The 17,172-nt window shown below is 37.7% G+C and carries 10 protein-coding genes; 6 read left to right on the forward strand and 4 right to left on the reverse strand.

Features of this window, described 5'->3' with window-relative positions:
- Nucleotides 1-40 precede the first annotated feature (40 nt).
- The 3 genes from V0410_RS13355 to V0410_RS13365 all read left to right on the forward strand — a co-directional run bounded on the left by V0410_RS13355 (nt 41) and on the right by V0410_RS13365 (nt 3,410).
- The gene (locus tag V0410_RS13355; RefSeq protein ID WP_330744010.1) at nt 41-1,261 is read left to right on the forward strand and encodes a 3-phosphoshikimate 1-carboxyvinyltransferase; all 1,221 of its coding nucleotides are present in this window, start codon (nt 41-43) and stop codon (nt 1,259-1,261) included.
- 63 nt (nt 1,262-1,324) lie between these two features.
- Nucleotides 1,325-2,020, forward strand: a complete 696-nt coding sequence (locus V0410_RS13360; RefSeq protein WP_330744012.1) for a hypothetical protein — start codon at nt 1,325-1,327, stop codon at nt 2,018-2,020.
- A gap of 391 nt (nt 2,021-2,411) precedes the next feature.
- Nucleotides 2,412-3,410, forward strand: coding sequence for a phosphatidylinositol-specific phospholipase C (locus tag V0410_RS13365; RefSeq protein ID WP_330744013.1), 999 nt, complete (start codon nt 2,412-2,414; stop codon nt 3,408-3,410).
- Nucleotides 3,411-3,547: 137 nt separating this feature from the next.
- Here the strand turns inward: V0410_RS13365 and V0410_RS13370 are convergent, their stop codons facing one another.
- The 4 genes from V0410_RS13370 to V0410_RS13385 all read right to left on the reverse strand — a co-directional run bounded on the left by V0410_RS13370 (nt 3,548) and on the right by V0410_RS13385 (nt 10,902).
- The gene (locus V0410_RS13370) at nt 3,548-5,374 is read right to left on the reverse strand and encodes an alkaline phosphatase (RefSeq protein ID WP_330744015.1); all 1,827 of its coding nucleotides are present in this window, start codon (nt 5,372-5,374) and stop codon (nt 3,548-3,550) included.
- Between the two features lie 112 nt (nt 5,375-5,486).
- Nucleotides 5,487-6,995 (reverse strand): RagB/SusD family nutrient uptake outer membrane protein, encoded by a 1,509-nt coding sequence (locus tag V0410_RS13375; protein WP_330744017.1) that lies wholly within the window; start codon nt 6,993-6,995, stop codon nt 5,487-5,489.
- A 25-nt stretch (nt 6,996-7,020) separates the two neighbouring features.
- Nucleotides 7,021-9,909, reverse strand: coding sequence for a SusC/RagA family TonB-linked outer membrane protein (locus V0410_RS13380; RefSeq protein WP_330744018.1), 2,889 nt, complete (start codon nt 9,907-9,909; stop codon nt 7,021-7,023).
- A 297-nt stretch (nt 9,910-10,206) separates the two neighbouring features.
- Complete coding sequence (locus tag V0410_RS13385) at nt 10,207-10,902, reverse strand: hypothetical protein (protein WP_330744020.1); 696 nt, start codon at nt 10,900-10,902, stop codon at nt 10,207-10,209.
- Between the two features lie 251 nt (nt 10,903-11,153).
- Between V0410_RS13385 and V0410_RS13390 the strand changes: the two genes are divergently transcribed.
- The 3 genes from V0410_RS13390 to V0410_RS13400 all read left to right on the forward strand — a co-directional run bounded on the left by V0410_RS13390 (nt 11,154) and on the right by V0410_RS13400 (nt 17,158).
- Nucleotides 11,154-11,948: an SDR family oxidoreductase gene (locus tag V0410_RS13390; RefSeq protein WP_330744022.1), complete on the forward strand. Its 795-nt coding sequence runs from the start codon at nt 11,154-11,156 to the stop codon at nt 11,946-11,948.
- Between the two features lie 122 nt (nt 11,949-12,070).
- On the forward strand, nt 12,071-13,675 hold the full coding sequence (locus V0410_RS13395; protein ID WP_120232918.1) for an autotransporter assembly complex protein TamA: 1,605 nt from the start codon (nt 12,071-12,073) through the stop codon (nt 13,673-13,675).
- 324 nt (nt 13,676-13,999) lie between these two features.
- The gene (locus V0410_RS13400) at nt 14,000-17,158 is read left to right on the forward strand and encodes a SusC/RagA family TonB-linked outer membrane protein (RefSeq protein WP_330744024.1); all 3,159 of its coding nucleotides are present in this window, start codon (nt 14,000-14,002) and stop codon (nt 17,156-17,158) included.
- The last annotated feature ends 14 nt before the right edge of the window (nt 17,159-17,172 follow it).

The following is a 17,172-nucleotide window of genomic DNA, read 5'->3' on the forward strand; positions in this document are numbered from 1 at the left end:
CAATTTGTAACTCATTATTTTTTTAGAAATGTAGATCATAATGAAGCTAGAAAAATCAAAATTATCGGGAGATAAAACAGTACAGATCAGCGGTTCGAAGAGTATTTCGAATCGTTTATTGATTCTGGAAAGCCTGTTTAGTAATATAAAAATCGGGAATTTATCCAATTCCCAGGATACTCAGCTGCTGAAAAAAGCATTATCTGAGAACACAGAAACCGTGGACATCCACCATGCAGGAACGGCGATGCGTTTTCTTACTTCTTATTATTCTATTCAGGAAGGAAAGACAACTGTTCTTACAGGTTCCGGAAGAATGAAAGAAAGACCAATCAAAAATCTGGTAAGTGCATTGAGGGATCTTGGAGTGGAAATTGAATATATGGAGAATGAAGGATTTCCTCCTTTAAAAATTACAGGAAGAAAAATCACCCAGACTTCGGTAAATGTTCCTGCGAATATCTCAAGCCAGTTTATCACTTCACTGCTTCTTATTGCCGGAAAACTTGAGAATGGATTGGTGATTAATCTTGTGGGCGACGTTACTTCAAGATCTTATATTGAAATGACGCTTGATATTCTTACAAAGTTTGGAATCCAAAGCAGTTTTGAAGGAAATACCATCAAAGTAGAACCTTTCACTCCTGACAATTCCGCAGTAGTACATTATGAAGTGGAAAGCGACTGGAGTTCGGCTTCTTACTTCTACTCTATCTGTGCGTTGGGAAGAAAAACAATTCATCTGAAAAGTTTTTATAAAGAATCCACACAAGGAGATTCTGCCATTGCTGATATCTACGAAAAGTTCTTCGGGATTAAAACTACTTTTTCTGAAGATGAGCATCAATTAACGCTGGAACCTCAGCCCGGCTTTTCTTTCCCGGAAAAAATTGTCCTGGATATGAACAACTGTCCGGATATTGCACAAACTCTTTGCGTAACAGCCGCAGCCTTAAAAATTCCTTTTGAAATTTCCGGACTGGGAACTTTAAGAGTAAAGGAAACAGACAGGCTTCTTGCCTTATATAATGAGCTTAAAAAACTGGGTACCGAAACAGAAATCACAGATCTAACGATTAAATCAACCAGTTTTGGAGAAGCACAAGACCATATTTCGATCAAGACCTATCAGGATCACAGAATGGCGATGAGTTTCGCTCCGTTCTGCCTGATTAAAGAACTCAATATTGAAGATGAAGATGTGGTAGAAAAGTCTTACCCAATGTTCTGGAAAGATCTTGAAAGTATACTGACTCATTAATTTAACAATATAAAGATGTGGTAATTTGAAAAATGATTTTTATTTCGGATTACCACATTTTTAATGATACTGATAATCATGAAATCTGTCATTCACTTTTTGATATTCTTATCTGTGACGAGCTTATCTGCTCAGAAGCTGAAAAGTTTTTCGGTTCCGAAGGGTTATACTCAGATTGCAGAAGCCAAAGGCGATCTTGACAAAGATGGAAAAGATGAAACGGTCCTTGTATTTAATACGAATATAAAAGCATCATACGAGCAGAACCCGGAAGGTACAAGTGACTATAAAAGGGTTTTCTATATTCTGAAAAAGGAAAACAGTGGTCTGAAACTATGGAAAGAAAATTCTGATATCATTTTTTCAAGCGGATTCGGATTTTATCCTTCCGATAATACTCTTTCAATCAATATAAAAAATAACTGTCTTGTTATCGAACAGCTGTTTTTTACCAATTCAAGGCATACCCAGAAATATAAACATACCTTCAGATTTCAGAACGGAGATTTTTATCTGATAGGTTTGTACGATCATTTTGAAGATACCTGTGATTTCAGTTTTACGAATGAAATCAATTTTTCTACAGGCCAAGTAATTGTTGACAGAGAATATTCATCCTGTGATGATGAAACCAAACTACCCGAAAACTCGCATAAAGAATTTACTCATAAATTCCCGGCTCTTATTAAAATGAATAATTTCTTTATCGGAGACCACAAGTTCAAAATTCCCGGGTTGAAGGAGGATTTTGTGTTTTAAGAGAGGAGATTAAAGCTGGACGCTAGAGGTTACTCTTTGACGGTGAACTTCAACACTCATTTATTATGATTTTTTATAACCACATTTCTTTAACGCAAAGTTAAATTAATTCTAATGTTGTAGTAAAATGAGCTAAGAGGCCGACATACGTCGGTCATGAAGCTTTCTTTTTTATACATTAGCTTAGAAAAAATCAATTTTATTGATTTCATCTTTGCTTCCTCTACATTTCCGGAATTAAAAATAAACTTTGCGTTAAGAAAATCAAACTTCCATCATCCATTCTCCAGCTCCTTGACTTTAAACCAACTTAATTATCTCTTAAAGTTAAATTAACTCCTAATGCTTTGATATATTCTTATTTTTAAGCTACTTTAAAAATAAAAAAACTATGTTCAAACAAAGCATGAAACGTATGACAGCCATCACTCTTGGAGTGGTTACTGCATCCATCTTTTTTTCCTGTTCAAACGACAGTATCCTGGAAAGGGATTCCAACGAAAACAATGTCGCTTCTTTAACAAAAACAGCTGGCAGAGCTTCATTACTGCCTGTTTCTCTGAATAGCTGGATGGCCGGTCTTCAGGATAATATTTCTATTTCAAAAATATCAATTCCCGGTACTCATGATTCCGGAGCACGTATAGATGCCCCTCTTGTATCAGGTACGGCTAAAACCCAGGACCTCAGCATTGCAGAACAGCTGAACGCAGGTGTACGTTTTCTGGATATCCGCTGCAGACATATTGACAATGCTTTCACCATTCATCATGGTGCAATTTATCAGAATATGAATTTTGATGATGTACTGAATGCCTGTTATACGTTCCTTCAGAACAATCCGTCAGAAACCATTATCATGTCTGTTAAAGAAGAATATGATGCTTCCAACACCACCAGAACTTTTGAACAGACTTTTGATTCTTATGTTCAGAAAAATCCGTCTAAATGGGATCTTGGAGCTAATATTCCCACGCTGGGAGCTGTAAGAGGAAAGATCAAATTATTAAGAAGATTCTCTTCAGGAACGACTAAGGGAATCAACGCTTCACCATGGGGTGACAATACTACTTTTGACATCAATAACTCAGGCGTACAGCTGAAAGTTCAGGATTATTACAAGGTAACCAACAATGATGATAAGTGGAATGCAATCTCCAGCCTGCTTAACGAAGCTAAAACTGATACGAATGGCAAACTTTTCTTGAATTTCACCAGCGGTTATAAACCAGGAATCTTCGGGATCCCAAGCATTCCTACCGTATCCAATAATATCAATCCAAGACTTAAAACATTCTTCCAGACCAATACTCAGGGAACATTCGGAATAATGCCTATTGATTTTGTGAATGCTGAGCTTTCTCAATTGATCGTTAACACCAATTTCTAAATTATTATTTGTTAGATTTATTCAAAGGCTGTCTCTATTTTTGAGACAGTCTTTTTTTAAAATGAAAATTGAGAAAAAAGACTGCTTCAGATGGAAACAGTCTCTCTTTGTAAAAGTAAAAAAGTGTAAATCAAAAGCTACTTCTGAATTCCGTAAGCTGTCAGTATTTTGCTGAAGATTTCCGTATTTTCAAATAATCCTGTGAACTCTTTTGAATTGGGTCCGTACGCAAAAACACTTGACGGAATAGAGGTATGATCATTCGTACTGAAATTCCCGAATACCCAACCCTCTTTCAGACTGCCATCCAAAAGTGTCAAACCTCCGGTTTCATGGTCGCCCACCACAATCACTAAGGTTTCTTTATTTTCGTCAGCAAATTTCATAGCTTTCCCTACAACATGGTCGAAATCCAATAATTCTGTCACCAGCTGTTCTATATTATTGCTATGCCCTCCTCCATCAGTCTGCGACGCTTCAATCATCATAAAGAACCCTTTTTTATTGTTCTTTAAATCATTTAAAGTAAGATCAAAGGCATCTGCAAGCCAGTTTCCTCTTCCATTGCTGATTCTTTGTGAGGCCAGAGGATCAATAACCAGCGTACGGTTATTGATTTTCGTTACTGATTTCAAATCCTGATAGAGATCGATTCCGGCATCTTTAAATTTCTGCATATTTTCCTGAGACAATCCACTTGTAGGGCCACCGATCAGGATTTTCGTTTTTGAAGCTGCAAAATCTTTCAGAATAGGTTCCGAACTGTTTCTGTTATCCGAATGAGCGTAGAAATCAGCTGGCGTTGCATCTGTAACATCTCCGGTGGAAATCAGGCCTGAAACCATTCCTTTTTCAGCAATGATATCAGGGATTTGTGCCAGTGCTTTTCCCATGTTGTCAACTCCGACAAAAGTGTTTTTGGTTTTCACTCCTGTTGCGAACGCTGTAGAACCCGGTGCTGAATCTGTAATATAGGCATTGGATGAATTGGTCTTGGAAAGCCCTGTGGATTTCATATTGAAAACATTCAGTTTCCCTTTATTAGCTGTAAAGGCAGCATAATATTGTGGTAAAGAAGTTCCGTCCGGAATAAGAAGGATGACATTCTTTACTTTTTTCTCCACACCATCTGACTGATACGTTGGAGTATAAGTGGCATATTCCTTTGTATTCTTATAAAAATTTTTCGGAATCGTGTTCATGAATTTTTTAAGATCCGGAATATGATCGGTATTGATATAATCTACTCCCAAATCCATCAGATTTACCCATGCATTCGGAAAATCCGGAGCTCCGTAAAAACGAACAGGTTTTTGCTTCACATGAGCTTTGTCAACCACACTTTTAATTTTTGCGGTTTCTTCATCCCTTGGAATTCCTTTCCCGTTCCATTTTACCAATCCCGGAAGATCTGCACTGAACATTCCGATTCTTTTCAACTGATCTGCAGAATAATTTTGGTCAATATCTCCGTCAAAGTAAAGATAGTTGGGATAGCTCTTAAAATCTGCAGGCTGAGGTCTTCCTCCGGTAATGACAATTTTAATTCCGGTGTTCCCGGTAATCTCCGGGTATTTTTCCAGTGTACTCACTAAAGCTGCCAGTGAAGTTTTATAATCCTGCTTAATATCAATCAGCAACTGAAGTTTCTTACCAGCATCAGGATAGACATTTCCTTTGTTCAGCTTAATCTGTTTTGAAATATTATCGAGATAAAGACTTTCCAGTGTTCTGTCCGGAGAAAGTTCTTTTTCAGTATGAGCAACCCAAAGCTGGCCTTTTACCGGAAAAACATCTGCTTCTATAGAACCGAAATTGGCATAATATGCCTGCCAGAAAGGGATATCCTGCATATAGTCATTATGCGAATGCGCATTCCCTACATTATACTTTAAATAATTCTGTGCCTGATTTTCAGAAAAAACAGCCAGGGCCAGTACAGCCCATATTTTTGATAGTTTCATTCGTTTAACGTTATTATTTTACAGACCAGATGGAAAGGCCTGCCTTTGAAAAAACTATATCATCACAGAAAGTTCTGCAATGATATAGCGGCTTGTAGATAAAGATTAAATTTTACCAGCCTTCATTTTGTTTAATGATCCCATGACTGTTTACGATTTCAGCCTGTGGAACTGCCCAAACATTATGTACAGCCGGATTAAAGTTTCTTGCGGCCCAGACTACCTGTCCGTTGATACCATGCAGAGGTTTAGCATAAGCCGCCTGCGCATCTCCCCAACGTACAAGGTCTCTGTGTCTGTCTGCCCATTCACCCGCCAGCTCGCAACGTCTTTCATGTTTAAGATCAGCCATTGTACATCCGTTTTTAGCAGATAAACCTGCACGTGCTCTGATCATATTGATCTCCTGATCAGCAGATTTTCCCTGCATCAGTAAAGCTTCTGCTTTGATCAGGATCACCTCAGCGTAACGCATGATCGGAACGGCAAGGTCTGTACACGGATAATCTCCGTTGGCACTCACGTGACCACTTTTCAACTCATATTTGAAGGCATCCATATATTTATTGAACTGATATCCGGTAAGGGAATTGGTAGAAGCGTATGTTCTTTCTTTTCCGTTGAAGGTAAATTTATCTCCAATTTTCAGAATGGTAGCACTTCTTCTAAGGTCTCCGGTTTCATATTCATCAAATAACTCTTTTGTTGGCTGGAAATATCCCCATCCGTTATATTCTCCCCAGCCTTTATTTTCAAGCATTACCCCCGGAAGAATACTTCCCCAGGCAGTAAACTTTGTAGTTCCGGGAACAGACCAGATGTATTCTGAGCTGTAGTTATTTTCAGCTTTAAAAACATCTGCAAAATTACCTAATAAGGCTCTGTTTCCTTTGGTCATTACTTCATTAGCCCAGAATTCTGCATTCTTCCAGTCTTTCATAAACAGGTATACTTTTGCTAACAATGCCCAGGCTGCCGCTTTATGAGGTCTTCCGTAATCCTTTGCAGGAAGTTCTGCCTGTGCAGGTAATAATTCAGCAGCTCTTTTCAGGTCATTGACAATGTACGTGTAATTTTCCATTACGTTGGCTGCTCTTGGAATCGGGTTAGGATCAGGATCTTTTGAACGGTCGATGATAGGAACACCTGCTTTTTCATTTCCATAAGAATAGGCAAGTTCAAAATACATTCTGCTGCTCATGAACAGAGCTTCTCCCAGATATTTATTTTTTGTTGCCTGAGAGGTTTGAATATTATCAACGTTACGGATCACACGGTTCGCAACTCCAATCACATTATATCTTTTGTTCCATTGGGTTTCAAGATCACCTGCCGCGATATAATTGCTGCTGAAGTTTTTGGCGTTATCCGCCTCACTTTTTGCTCTTCCGGTTACCATATCATCACTGGCATTGATAAACCAGAACAAACCTCTGCCGTAAAATTCACCATCGAATAAAGGCTTGTACATCGCGTTTGCCCCGGTAATAAGATCGTTTTCTGTTTTCCAGAAGCTGGCTTCGGTAGGTGTTCCTTCAGGTTGAACATCCAGTTCGCCTGTACATGACAAAAGCATTACGGATATTCCTGATACTAACAATATTTTATTGAAAAATTTCATTTTTTTACTTTTTGTTGGTTAAAAATTATAATCCGATCTCTACTCCGAAGATGAATGAGCGTGCCTGGGGATATCTTCCGGTATCAACTCCGTAAGAGTTCATTCCTACTTCAGGATCAAATCCTGTATATTTCGTTATGGTAAACAGGTTGTTGGTGGTTACATACACTCTCACTTTGTTTACATCCAGTTTATGGTACAATTCTTTTGGTAATGAATATCCGATGGTAAGGTTTTTCAGCCTTAGGTAAGATCCGTCTTCCACATAGAAATCTGATACTTTGGAATAATTACCACTCGGATCACCGTGTACAAGTCTTGGGATATCGGTATTCGTATTCTGAGGCGTCCATGCATTCAGGATATCTCTGTCCATATTATAGTTTTGTCCCGTTCCGCCCGGATTCAAAGAAATAAACTTCATTCCGTTGAAAATTTTATTTCCGTAAACGCCCTGGAAGAATAAATTCAGATCAAAGTTTTTCCAGGTCATGTTGTATGAAAAGCCATAGGAGAACTTAGGATATGGACTTCCAAGATTAACAAAGTCATTATTATTAAGCACTCCGGTATTTCCTTCTTTTTTCAGGAATTTGATATCTCCCGGCTTGGCATTGGGCTGGATAAGATTTCCGTTGGCATCTTTATAATTGTTGATTTCTTCCTGAGTCTGGAAAATTCCTCCGGTCTTATAACCATAGAAAGAATACAAAGGATCGCCTACTTTCACACGGGTTGGCTTTAATACACCTCTTACTCCGTTATCATTGATAAAGATCTCATCCACATTGGCAAGCTGCTTCACCGTATTTTTTAGTTGACTCATCGTAGCTCCTATTGAGAACGTGAAATCACCTGAAACTACTTTGTTATAATTAATTCCCAATTCGTATCCTTTATCCTGGAATAATCCGGCATTCACATACTGATTATTATACGTTGCCGTACTTGGTAAGCTTACATTGAAGATCTGATCTTTGGAATTTTTCACGAAATAATCGAACTGTAGGGAAAGGCTGTTGTGAAGGAATGAAGCATCTACTCCAAAGTTGGTTTGCTCAGATTTCCCCCATTTCAGATCGGGATTCGGACGTGTGGTTGCGTAATAAGCAATATTCTGAGAAGGATCCTGACCGAAAATGACATTATTATCTCTGGTCATCAACGGATTCACAGCCTGTGGTGAAATTCCTCCAAGATTCCCCAAAATACCATAACTTCCTCTCAGTTTCAGACTTGAAAGCCATGAAATCTCCTTCATAAAGTTTTCTTTCGAAACCACCCATGCACCGGAAACCGCATAGTAATTGGCAAATCTGTTCTGTTTTGCTACGAGTGAAGAACCATCACGTCTTCCCAATAAACTTACAATATATTTCCCTGCAAAGTCATAGTTTACTCTCGCCAGATAAGAAACTAAAGATTGTTTGAATCTGTAACTGGAAACATCTTTATTGGTATCCGCAGCATTCTGAAGGTGCTGGAAAACCTCAGCTTCACTTCTGAAGTCATACGATTTTGCCACAAAACCATCATCAATCGTTTTCTGAAAAGTAAATCCTCCAAGGAAATCGAAATTATGCTGTCCTGCTGAGATTTTATAGGTTAACAATTGTTCTGCAAGTGCTGTAGATGAATTATTGGATTGGTATTCCAGATTATTGGTATCAAAAATTTTTCCTACTTCAAGTACTCTGTATGTAAAGTTTTTTACATCCCCCAGCTTAAAAGTCTGTGAGAAATTGGAACGGAATTTTAAATCTTTTGCCAGTGTAATTTCAGCATAAGGATTAATTAAAATCTCGTGGGTAGGATTTCTGATGCTGATTCTTTTAAGATAAGCAACAGGATTGATCATATCTCCGTAACCACCTGCCACATCAATCGGCAGTCCTGAAAAAGCACCGCTGGGTGTATAGACCGGAACATTGGGCGGATAGTACATAGCCGCCACCAAAGCACCTGTATATCCACTTTTGGTATCAGCTGTATTGCCGTCAGAATAGTTATAGTACATATTTTCTCCGATCGTCAGCCAGTCTTTTACTTTATGTTCAGAATTGACTCTGAAATTGTATCGTTTTGCCTGAGTATTCAATAAAATTCCCTCAAGACTTCTGTGGTTCATGCCCACAAAATATCTGGACTTTTCACTTCCACCACTCAGATTTACATTGTATTCCTGAATAGTTCCTGTTCTGAAAATTTCTTTCATCCAGTCTGTTCTGGTAATTCTTCCGTCCGGATATTGATTAGGATTAAAAGCCATGGGTAAACTTCCCAGTTTCCCAGCATTTTCATAGGCTTTGTACATCACATCCTGAAATTCTGCCGCATTCAGGGATTCTTTCAGCCTCCATGCCTGGTTTACACCGTACTTAACATCAAAATCTACTGTTAGATTCCCTTTCTTCCCTTTTTTAGTGGTAATCAGAATAACCCCGCCGGAAGATCTTGCTCCATAAATGGCCGCAGAGGCATCTTTAAGTACAGAAATATCCTGAATATCATTCGGATTGATAGAGGGTGTTCCGTTGAAAACCACTCCATCCACCACATACAAAGGTGTTTCTCCATTGATTCCTCCCAGACCACGAATATTGACCTTCGGTGCTCCGTTAGGATCTCCACCTTCGTTCACTACAGTTACTCCGGGAGCTTTCCCCTGAAGAACTTCTCCTACTCCGGATAAAGATCTGGAGGTTAGCTTATCCAGCGAAGCCTCCGAAACGGCTCCGGAAACTTTACTTTTTTTCTGTGTTCCATAGCCGACAACAACAATTTCGTCGATGGATTTTTCTTTTAAGCTGTCTTTTTTCTGAGCGAGGAACATCGGTGAAGCCGATATTGCACCAATAAGTAATACCCTTCCCGTTAAATACGTTACGGATACAGGGATTTTAAATACATTCATGATCTCCTTTTTGATTAGGTGCAAAATTAGATCAGTCTGCTTCCATGCCTCATTAAGGTTTTCTTATGTTTTTATTAAGAAATTTTAGATTTTTTCAGGTACCATCTACCACAAAATAAAATTAAAACCCTGTTTTTCAGAAACATATGTAATTAAAAGTAATCATTCCTCCGATGATGAATAATGAATTAATATTAAGTTTGTCTTAAATTTATTCCATGATAGAATAAAAAAACGCATTCAGCGGTTTGAACGAAAAATATTTTAAGAATCTAATTCTTAAAACACAAACTATACTTATTTTTCTGTATAAAAGTTAACTGTTTTTTTCACAAGATTCAACTTAACAATCCCACTTCTTATACCCATAAAAATATTCTCTTCATCAAATACTACGACAGAATTTGGATACAGATTATCCCAAAACTGTTTTCTGAAAATAAGAGTTGCTTTTTCATCCGCTACCTTATAAAAGCCATGGTAAGAGGCAATATAAATACTGTCATCAAATACGGCTACAGCTTCTAAGGCATCCCCAAAAGATTCGATTTTATTATAAGTGAAAGCTGAATCTTTATTTAATTCATACAAACTTCCCCAAATCCCTGAGCCTTCTGTGAAATAAATTTTATTTTGGAATCTGAAAATATCAACAATGTTTCCAAATTTTATTTTCACAACTTTGTCTTTATCTTCCTTAGGCTGAAAGTATAATGCTCCCCCAAATTCCCCTTTGTTTTCTCCAATCAATTTTCCATCTTCGATTTCTAATTCAGAATCTTTTTTGTAATAGCTGGTTTTTTCCACAACCAATCTACCATTATCTTTTTTGACAGCATAACAGTCTTTAGAATGAATAAGAACGAACCATTCTGGAGATTCTACTTTTGGAATAGAATGTTCAGTGAAATTCTCCGGAATTTTAATTTCTTGTCCTGTACAATAAAAGCTAAAATTGAGTATGAATAATATTAGCAGTTCTTTTTTCATCATTAATTTAAAACGTAATTAATTACTAAATTTTACCGGAGTTAAAATATAATAACTTTTCCAACACTGATGGATTATTTCTAAATATTTTAAATCAGTTAGAGAATACATCCAACTTTAAAGCTTTATCCATAACAAAGTTCATTTTTCTTTTTTTACATTTGCTGAAAATAGATTTTACTTTTGAACACAGACCATTAAAAACGTCTCCCTGGTATCAGAAGAAATAAAACATTAAAAATCATACGAATTCAATGACCATCATTATAACAGGAACCTCATCAGGAATCGGGTTTGCTTTGGCAGAATATTTTGGTAAAAAAGGACATAAAGTATACGGATTAAGCAGAAAACATACAGAAAGCCAATACTTCAAATCTATCCCAACTGATGTGACAGACAATACTGCAGTTCAAAATGCTGTAGCTGAGGTTTTAAAAACAGAAAGCAAAATTGATGTTCTGATCAACAATGCCGGAATGGGAATGGTAGGTGCAGTGGAAGATTCTACGAAAGAAGATATTCTGAAGCTTTTCAGCCTGAATCTTGCCGGACCTGTGCAGATGATGAGTGCCGTACTCCCGAATATGCGTGCGCACAAATTTGGAAAAATCATCAATGTTTCCAGTATCGGAAGTGAAATGGGTCTGCCTTTCCGTGGATTTTATTCGGCTTCCAAATCCGCATTGGATAAAGTAACTGAAGCGATGAGATATGAAGTTTACCCATGGAATATTGACGTATGCTCTCTGCATCTGGGAGATATTAAAACCAATATTGCAGACAACAGAGTCATTGCACAGGTCTCCCAGCCTTATAAAAATGTTTTTGACAAAGTATATGCGCTGATGAATTCTCACGTGAATGACGGAACAGAGCCTTTGGAAGTGGCAGAATACATTGAAAAACTTTTAGCAAAAAATAAATGGAAAGCGCATTATTATTTTGGTAAATTCGGACAGAAAATCGGGGTTCCTTTAAAATGGATTCTTCCGCAGGGAACTTATGAGAATTTGATGAAGAAGTATAATAAACTGGATAAAAATTAGTTGATTGATAAGGCGCATTGTCATTCTGAACACTGACTGAAAGTCTGCGAACGTAGTTCAGAAATGCAGTGAAGAATCTTTTGTATTTTATAGAGATTCCCCTTCATATTCAGAAGAATAAATTGAAATTACTTTTAAAAATATTTTTTGTACTGTTCTGCGTTTTTACACAAGCGCAGAAAAAGCAGTATTGGCTGATTGATACGGAAACCAAGGTCAGGAAAAAAGTAAAAGATTCTACTTCTGCCGTAAAGTTTCTGGATTCCTTAGCCCAGAGTAATTATTTCTTCACTCAACTGAAAGACGTAAAAGTAAAAGGTGACAGCACAGAAATTTTCTACGATAAAGGAAAGAATTTCAACGAAACGTATGTCAACCTTACAGATTCTCTTGTTCAGAAATTAAAAATCCAGAAAGATTTTTTCACTAAAAATTTAGACTCAACCAAGAAAAGTATCAACAAGACTTATATTGATGAAGGGTATTCTTTCAGCAGGATCAAATCTAAATACAAAGGTCAGAAAAACGGCTATCCGATCGTAGAGCTTGACATCAACAAGAATGATAAAAGAACAATCAACGGATTCGTAGTAAAAGGATACGAAAAAGTCCCCAAAAGATTCATCAAAAACCTTGAAAAGGAGTTTAAAGGTAAAAACTATGATGACAAAAACCTTTTAGCCATCAACAAAACCTTTCAGAGTCATCCTTTTCTGACCCTTGAACGGCAGCCTCAGACTTTATTTACAAAAGATTCCACCAGTATTTACCTGTTTCTGGAAAAGAAAAAGACAAATACCTTCGATGGGGTAATCGGCTTCGGGAATGATAAAACTTCCAAGTTTACCTTAAACGGGACAATGAATGTCAATTTCAGGAATATGTTCAATGGTTTTGAAACTGTGAATTTATACTGGCAGAGAAACCCTGATAAAGGACAGACTTTCGATCTTAGAGTAGATATTCCGTACCTTTTCAAATCGAATGTCGGGATGGATACAAAAGTAAATATCTATCGTCAGGATTCTACGTTTGCCAATGTAAAATTCCTGCCTGCCTTTTATTACCACATCAACAACCGGAATAAAATAGGTCTGAGGGCAACTCTCGAAACCTCTACTATTATTGATACGCTATACGTTCAGGGAAAAGACTACAACAAAAAAGGGATCGGGATATGGTATGAAATGACTGAGCCTACAGATATTGACCTTTTCCTTTACAAAACAAGGATCAATGCCGGATATGATTTCTTAACAACCACTTATTCAAAAGATAATATTAAAGCCAATCAAAATCAGTTTTATTTCTTTGGAGAACATAATTATCATATTTCAGGAAATCACTTTCTGAACATCAAAGCGGAGGGTGCCATGATGGATTCTAAAATAGAATTCTCTGCCAATGAATTATACCGTTTCGGGGGCTGGAATTCCATGCGGGGATTCAATGAAAACTCGCTCGCCGCCGACTTCTATTATTACGGAAGTTTGGAATACAGATATCTGATTGGTAACCAGGCTTTTTTTGATGTCTTTGGCCAATATGGTCAGCTCAACAATAAATCTTTAAATGTAAAACCCAAGCTCTACAGTGTCGGGCTCGGTTTCAATTTCTTCATTCCTATCGGTTTGATGAGCTTCCAGCTGTCTAATGGTAATGAGTTCGGAAATCCTTTTAAATTTAATGATATTAAAATCCACTGGGGAATTCTGAGCAGGTTTTAGAAATAGAAAGGAAGAGGGAAGCTTGAGGCTGGATGTTATCGAAGTAACAGTTTTACTATCCTATTATTATTAGAAGGCTTTTCTTCAAAAATTTATTACTGAGGGGCTTCAAGAAGTTAAAACCACCATAAAACTTCCAGCCTCCCTCCTCTCCCAGCTTCCTAACTATATTTATATAATAAAGCAAAAGTCTCCATACAAAAGACATTTTCTATTTTACTTTTCTATTAATTCTTCATGTTAAAAAATATTAAATCGTATTTTTATTTTAATACATCATTAAAGTACAGGTAACAGTGCTCTGCTAAATTTGCCTTCAAAAAAATGAAGAAAACTCTAGCCACTTTTGCCGTTTTTTTACTTCCTCTTTATTTTTCTGCACAGGAAATCAATATTTCAGGAAATGTAAAATCAGAAAACGGTTCTAGTGTTTCCGGTGTGAACATCACCGACAAAAACACAGGAAAGACTGCTACTACAGATGAAAATGGTAATTTCACTATTTCTGCAAACCCAAAAGATATTCTTGAATTTTTTGCTCCTGATTTTTCTGTTTATACCGTTGAGGTTTCTTCCAAAAAACAGTATTCCGTTGTCTTAAAAAAGCAAAACGAAAAACAGATTGAAGGCGTTGTGATTACCGCATTAGGGATTGCCAAAAAGAAGGAGAAAATCGGATATGCTACTCAGGAAGTGGGAACGAAACAGTTTGAAACTATTACTACGCCGAGTATCGGGAACTTATTTTCCGGACAGGTTGCTGGTCTGAATGTTTCCAATCCAACGGGAATGCAGCAGGCGCCACAGTTTACATTGAGAGGAAACTCCAATCTTGTTTTTGTGATTGATGGTGTGATTGTGGAAAAAGAGGTTTTCCAGAATTTAGACCCTAACAATATTGAAAACATCAACGTCCTGAAAGGTGCTACCGCTTCTGCTTTATATGGTTCAAGAGGTCGCTACGGAGCTGTTTTGATCACCACAAAAAATGCTAAAAAGAAAGGTTTCTCTGTAGAATTTTCCCAGAACACCATGATTACGGCAGGGTTTACCAATCTCCCGAAAACCCAGACTGAATATGGTAACGGTTCCCATGGAAAATATGAATTCTGGGACGGAGCTGATGGCGGCGTGAATGACGGAGATATGATCTGGGGACCCAAATTCGTTCCCGGTTTACAGATTGCACAGTGGAACAGCCCCATCAGAGATAAAGTAACAGGGCAGGTAGTTCCGTGGTATGGAGCTGTAACAGGAACTCAGTATGATGATAAATCAAGGTATGAAAGAGTTCCGATTGACTGGAAGTACCATGATAACTTAAATACTTTTTTAAAACCTGCGGTTATCAACAATAATAACTTTGCGATCAGCTACAGAAATAACAAAGACGTATACAGATTCTCGGGGAATTTCATGAATTATGATGACAGGGTTCCGAATTCATACCTTCAGAAATACGGAATCAACTTCTCTTCTGAAAACCATCTTGGTGAGAAGTTAATCTTTGATACAAAATTCAACTTCAATCAGGCCTTCACCCCTAATATTCCCAACTACGATTACAACCCAAGCGGACATATGTACACCATCCTGATCTGGATGGGAGGCGATGTAGACGGAAAGGCTCTGAAAAATCACATGTGGATTCCCGGAAAGGAAGGAAGAGCACAGGCCAACTGGAACTATGCCTGGTACAACAACCCATGGTTCGGAGCTGAGTATTATAAAAATCAGAACAGAACCGATATTATCAATGCACAGACAGGCTTAGAGTATAAAGCAACACAGGATCTATCGGTAAAAGGGAAAATATCTCTTGTGGAAAACCACAGTAAAACGGAAATATTAAGCCCTTATTCTTACTTCAATTATAGTGCGCCGAGAAGCGGAGGTTATATTTTGAAAGATAATAAGACATGGAACCTGAACTATGATGTTTTAGCCACTTATAAGAAAAAAATATCTGAAAACTTTGATTTTACGATCAATGCCGGAGGTTCCGCCTTCTATTATAAAAACAACAACAATGAAAGGTCTACGGACGGATTAAAAATTCCTGAAGTGTATACCTTCGAAAACTCTATCGGAGCGCTGAAAAATTATACCTACCTGAAGGAAAAACTGATTTACAGTGCTTATTCTACCATTGATATCGGATTGTATAATGCTTTCTTCATCAATATTTCCGGGCGTAATGACTGGTCTTCCACACTGCCTAAAGCCAACAGGTCTTACTTCTATCCTTCTGCTTCCATCAGTGCGGTTATTTCAAACCTGGTAAAATTGCCGGAATCTATTAATCTGTTGAAGCTTTCCGCTTCCTGGGCAAAAGTAGCCTATGACTTCCAGCCTTATTCCATCAGAAATTATTATCTGAATAACCAGGGAATCACATTCAACGGAAATCCGACTTATTATTATCCAACGACTCTGAATGTGGAAAACTCTTTGAAGCCCGAGCAGACAAAATCTTATGAATTAGGGGTAAGCGCAGGTTTCCTGAATAACAGGATTACTTTGGACGCTACTTATTTCAGAACTTTGGATTATAATAATATCCTTCAGTTCCCTGCCGCAGAATCATCCGGTTTCACCTCACAATATGTAAACGGGAATGAATATACCACAAAAGGTTTTGAAATCACTCTTGGTATGATTCCGGTAAAAACAGCGGATTTCAGTTGGAAAACCTTAATCAACTGGAGTACTTATGAGCAAAAGCTGACTTCTATTTATGATAATATGCCCAACTACCAGAACATTAAGTTAGGGGAAAGAATGGACAGCTATTATGATTATACCTGGCAAAAATCTCCGGACGGGAAAGTCATTCTTGATGCCAATTCAGGAATGCCGACAAGAGCTAATGCTCCGACTAACTTAGGACACTTCAATCCGGACTGGACTTTCGGTTTCAATAACTCCTTTAAATATAAAAAATTCACTTTAAATATCGGAATTGACGGAAGCATTGGAGGGATAATGAGATCGCAGGTCGTAGAAAAAATGTGGTGGGGCGGAAAACATCCTAATTCTATAGCGTACAGAGATCTTGAATACGCGAATCCGGGAACCTATTATTTTGTACCGGATGGAGTCAACTACAATCCTGCAACCGGTCTTTATACTCCGCACACGAAAGCCATCAGCTTCCAGGACTGGGCACAGAATTATCCATATCAGGCAAGAGTAACGCAGGATGAAAGTGAAGAATTTGCCAACGTTTTCGACAGAACCTTCGTTAAGCTGAGATCGGTAGTGCTGGAATACGATTTCTCTTCATTACTGAATCCGAAAGGAATGGTAAAAGGTTTCACGGCCAATATTTCTGCTTATAATTTAGCGATGTGGAAAAAATCAAAGAACCTTTACTCCGATCCTGATTTCCAGATCAGATCAGGCAGAAGCGGAGATGTCGCTAATGATATCCAGGATCCATCCAGCAGATGGTTTGGAATCGGTTTTAATCTTAAGTTTTAACTAAAAAGTACGTC

It is taken from the genome of Chryseobacterium sp. CP-77 (assembly GCF_036362765.1).
Lineage (GTDB): Bacteria > Bacteroidota > Bacteroidia > Flavobacteriales > Weeksellaceae > Chryseobacterium > Chryseobacterium cupriresistens.

Bases quoted from the DNA above. Each gene is read 5' to 3' on its own strand.
- V0410_RS13375 (WP_330744017.1), bottom strand. From the start codon at position 6,995: ATGAAATTTTTCAATAAAATATTGTTAGTATCAGGAATATCCGTAATG.
- V0410_RS13400 (WP_330744024.1), top strand. From the start codon at position 14,000: ATGAAGAAAACTCTAGCCACTTTTGCCGTTTTTTTACTTCCTCTTTAT.
- V0410_RS13385 (WP_330744020.1), bottom strand. From the start codon at position 10,902: ATGATGAAAAAAGAACTGCTAATATTATTCATACTCAATTTTAGCTTT.
- V0410_RS13370 (WP_330744015.1), bottom strand. From the start codon at position 5,374: ATGAAACTATCAAAAATATGGGCTGTACTGGCCCTGGCTGTTTTTTCT.
- V0410_RS13355 (WP_330744010.1), top strand. From the start codon at position 41: ATGAAGCTAGAAAAATCAAAATTATCGGGAGATAAAACAGTACAGATC.
- V0410_RS13380 (WP_330744018.1), bottom strand. From the start codon at position 9,909: ATGAATGTATTTAAAATCCCTGTATCCGTAACGTATTTAACGGGAAGG.
- V0410_RS13390 (WP_330744022.1), top strand. From the start codon at position 11,154: ATGACCATCATTATAACAGGAACCTCATCAGGAATCGGGTTTGCTTTG.
- V0410_RS13360 (WP_330744012.1), top strand. From the start codon at position 1,325: ATGATACTGATAATCATGAAATCTGTCATTCACTTTTTGATATTCTTA.
- V0410_RS13365 (WP_330744013.1), top strand. From the start codon at position 2,412: ATGTTCAAACAAAGCATGAAACGTATGACAGCCATCACTCTTGGAGTG.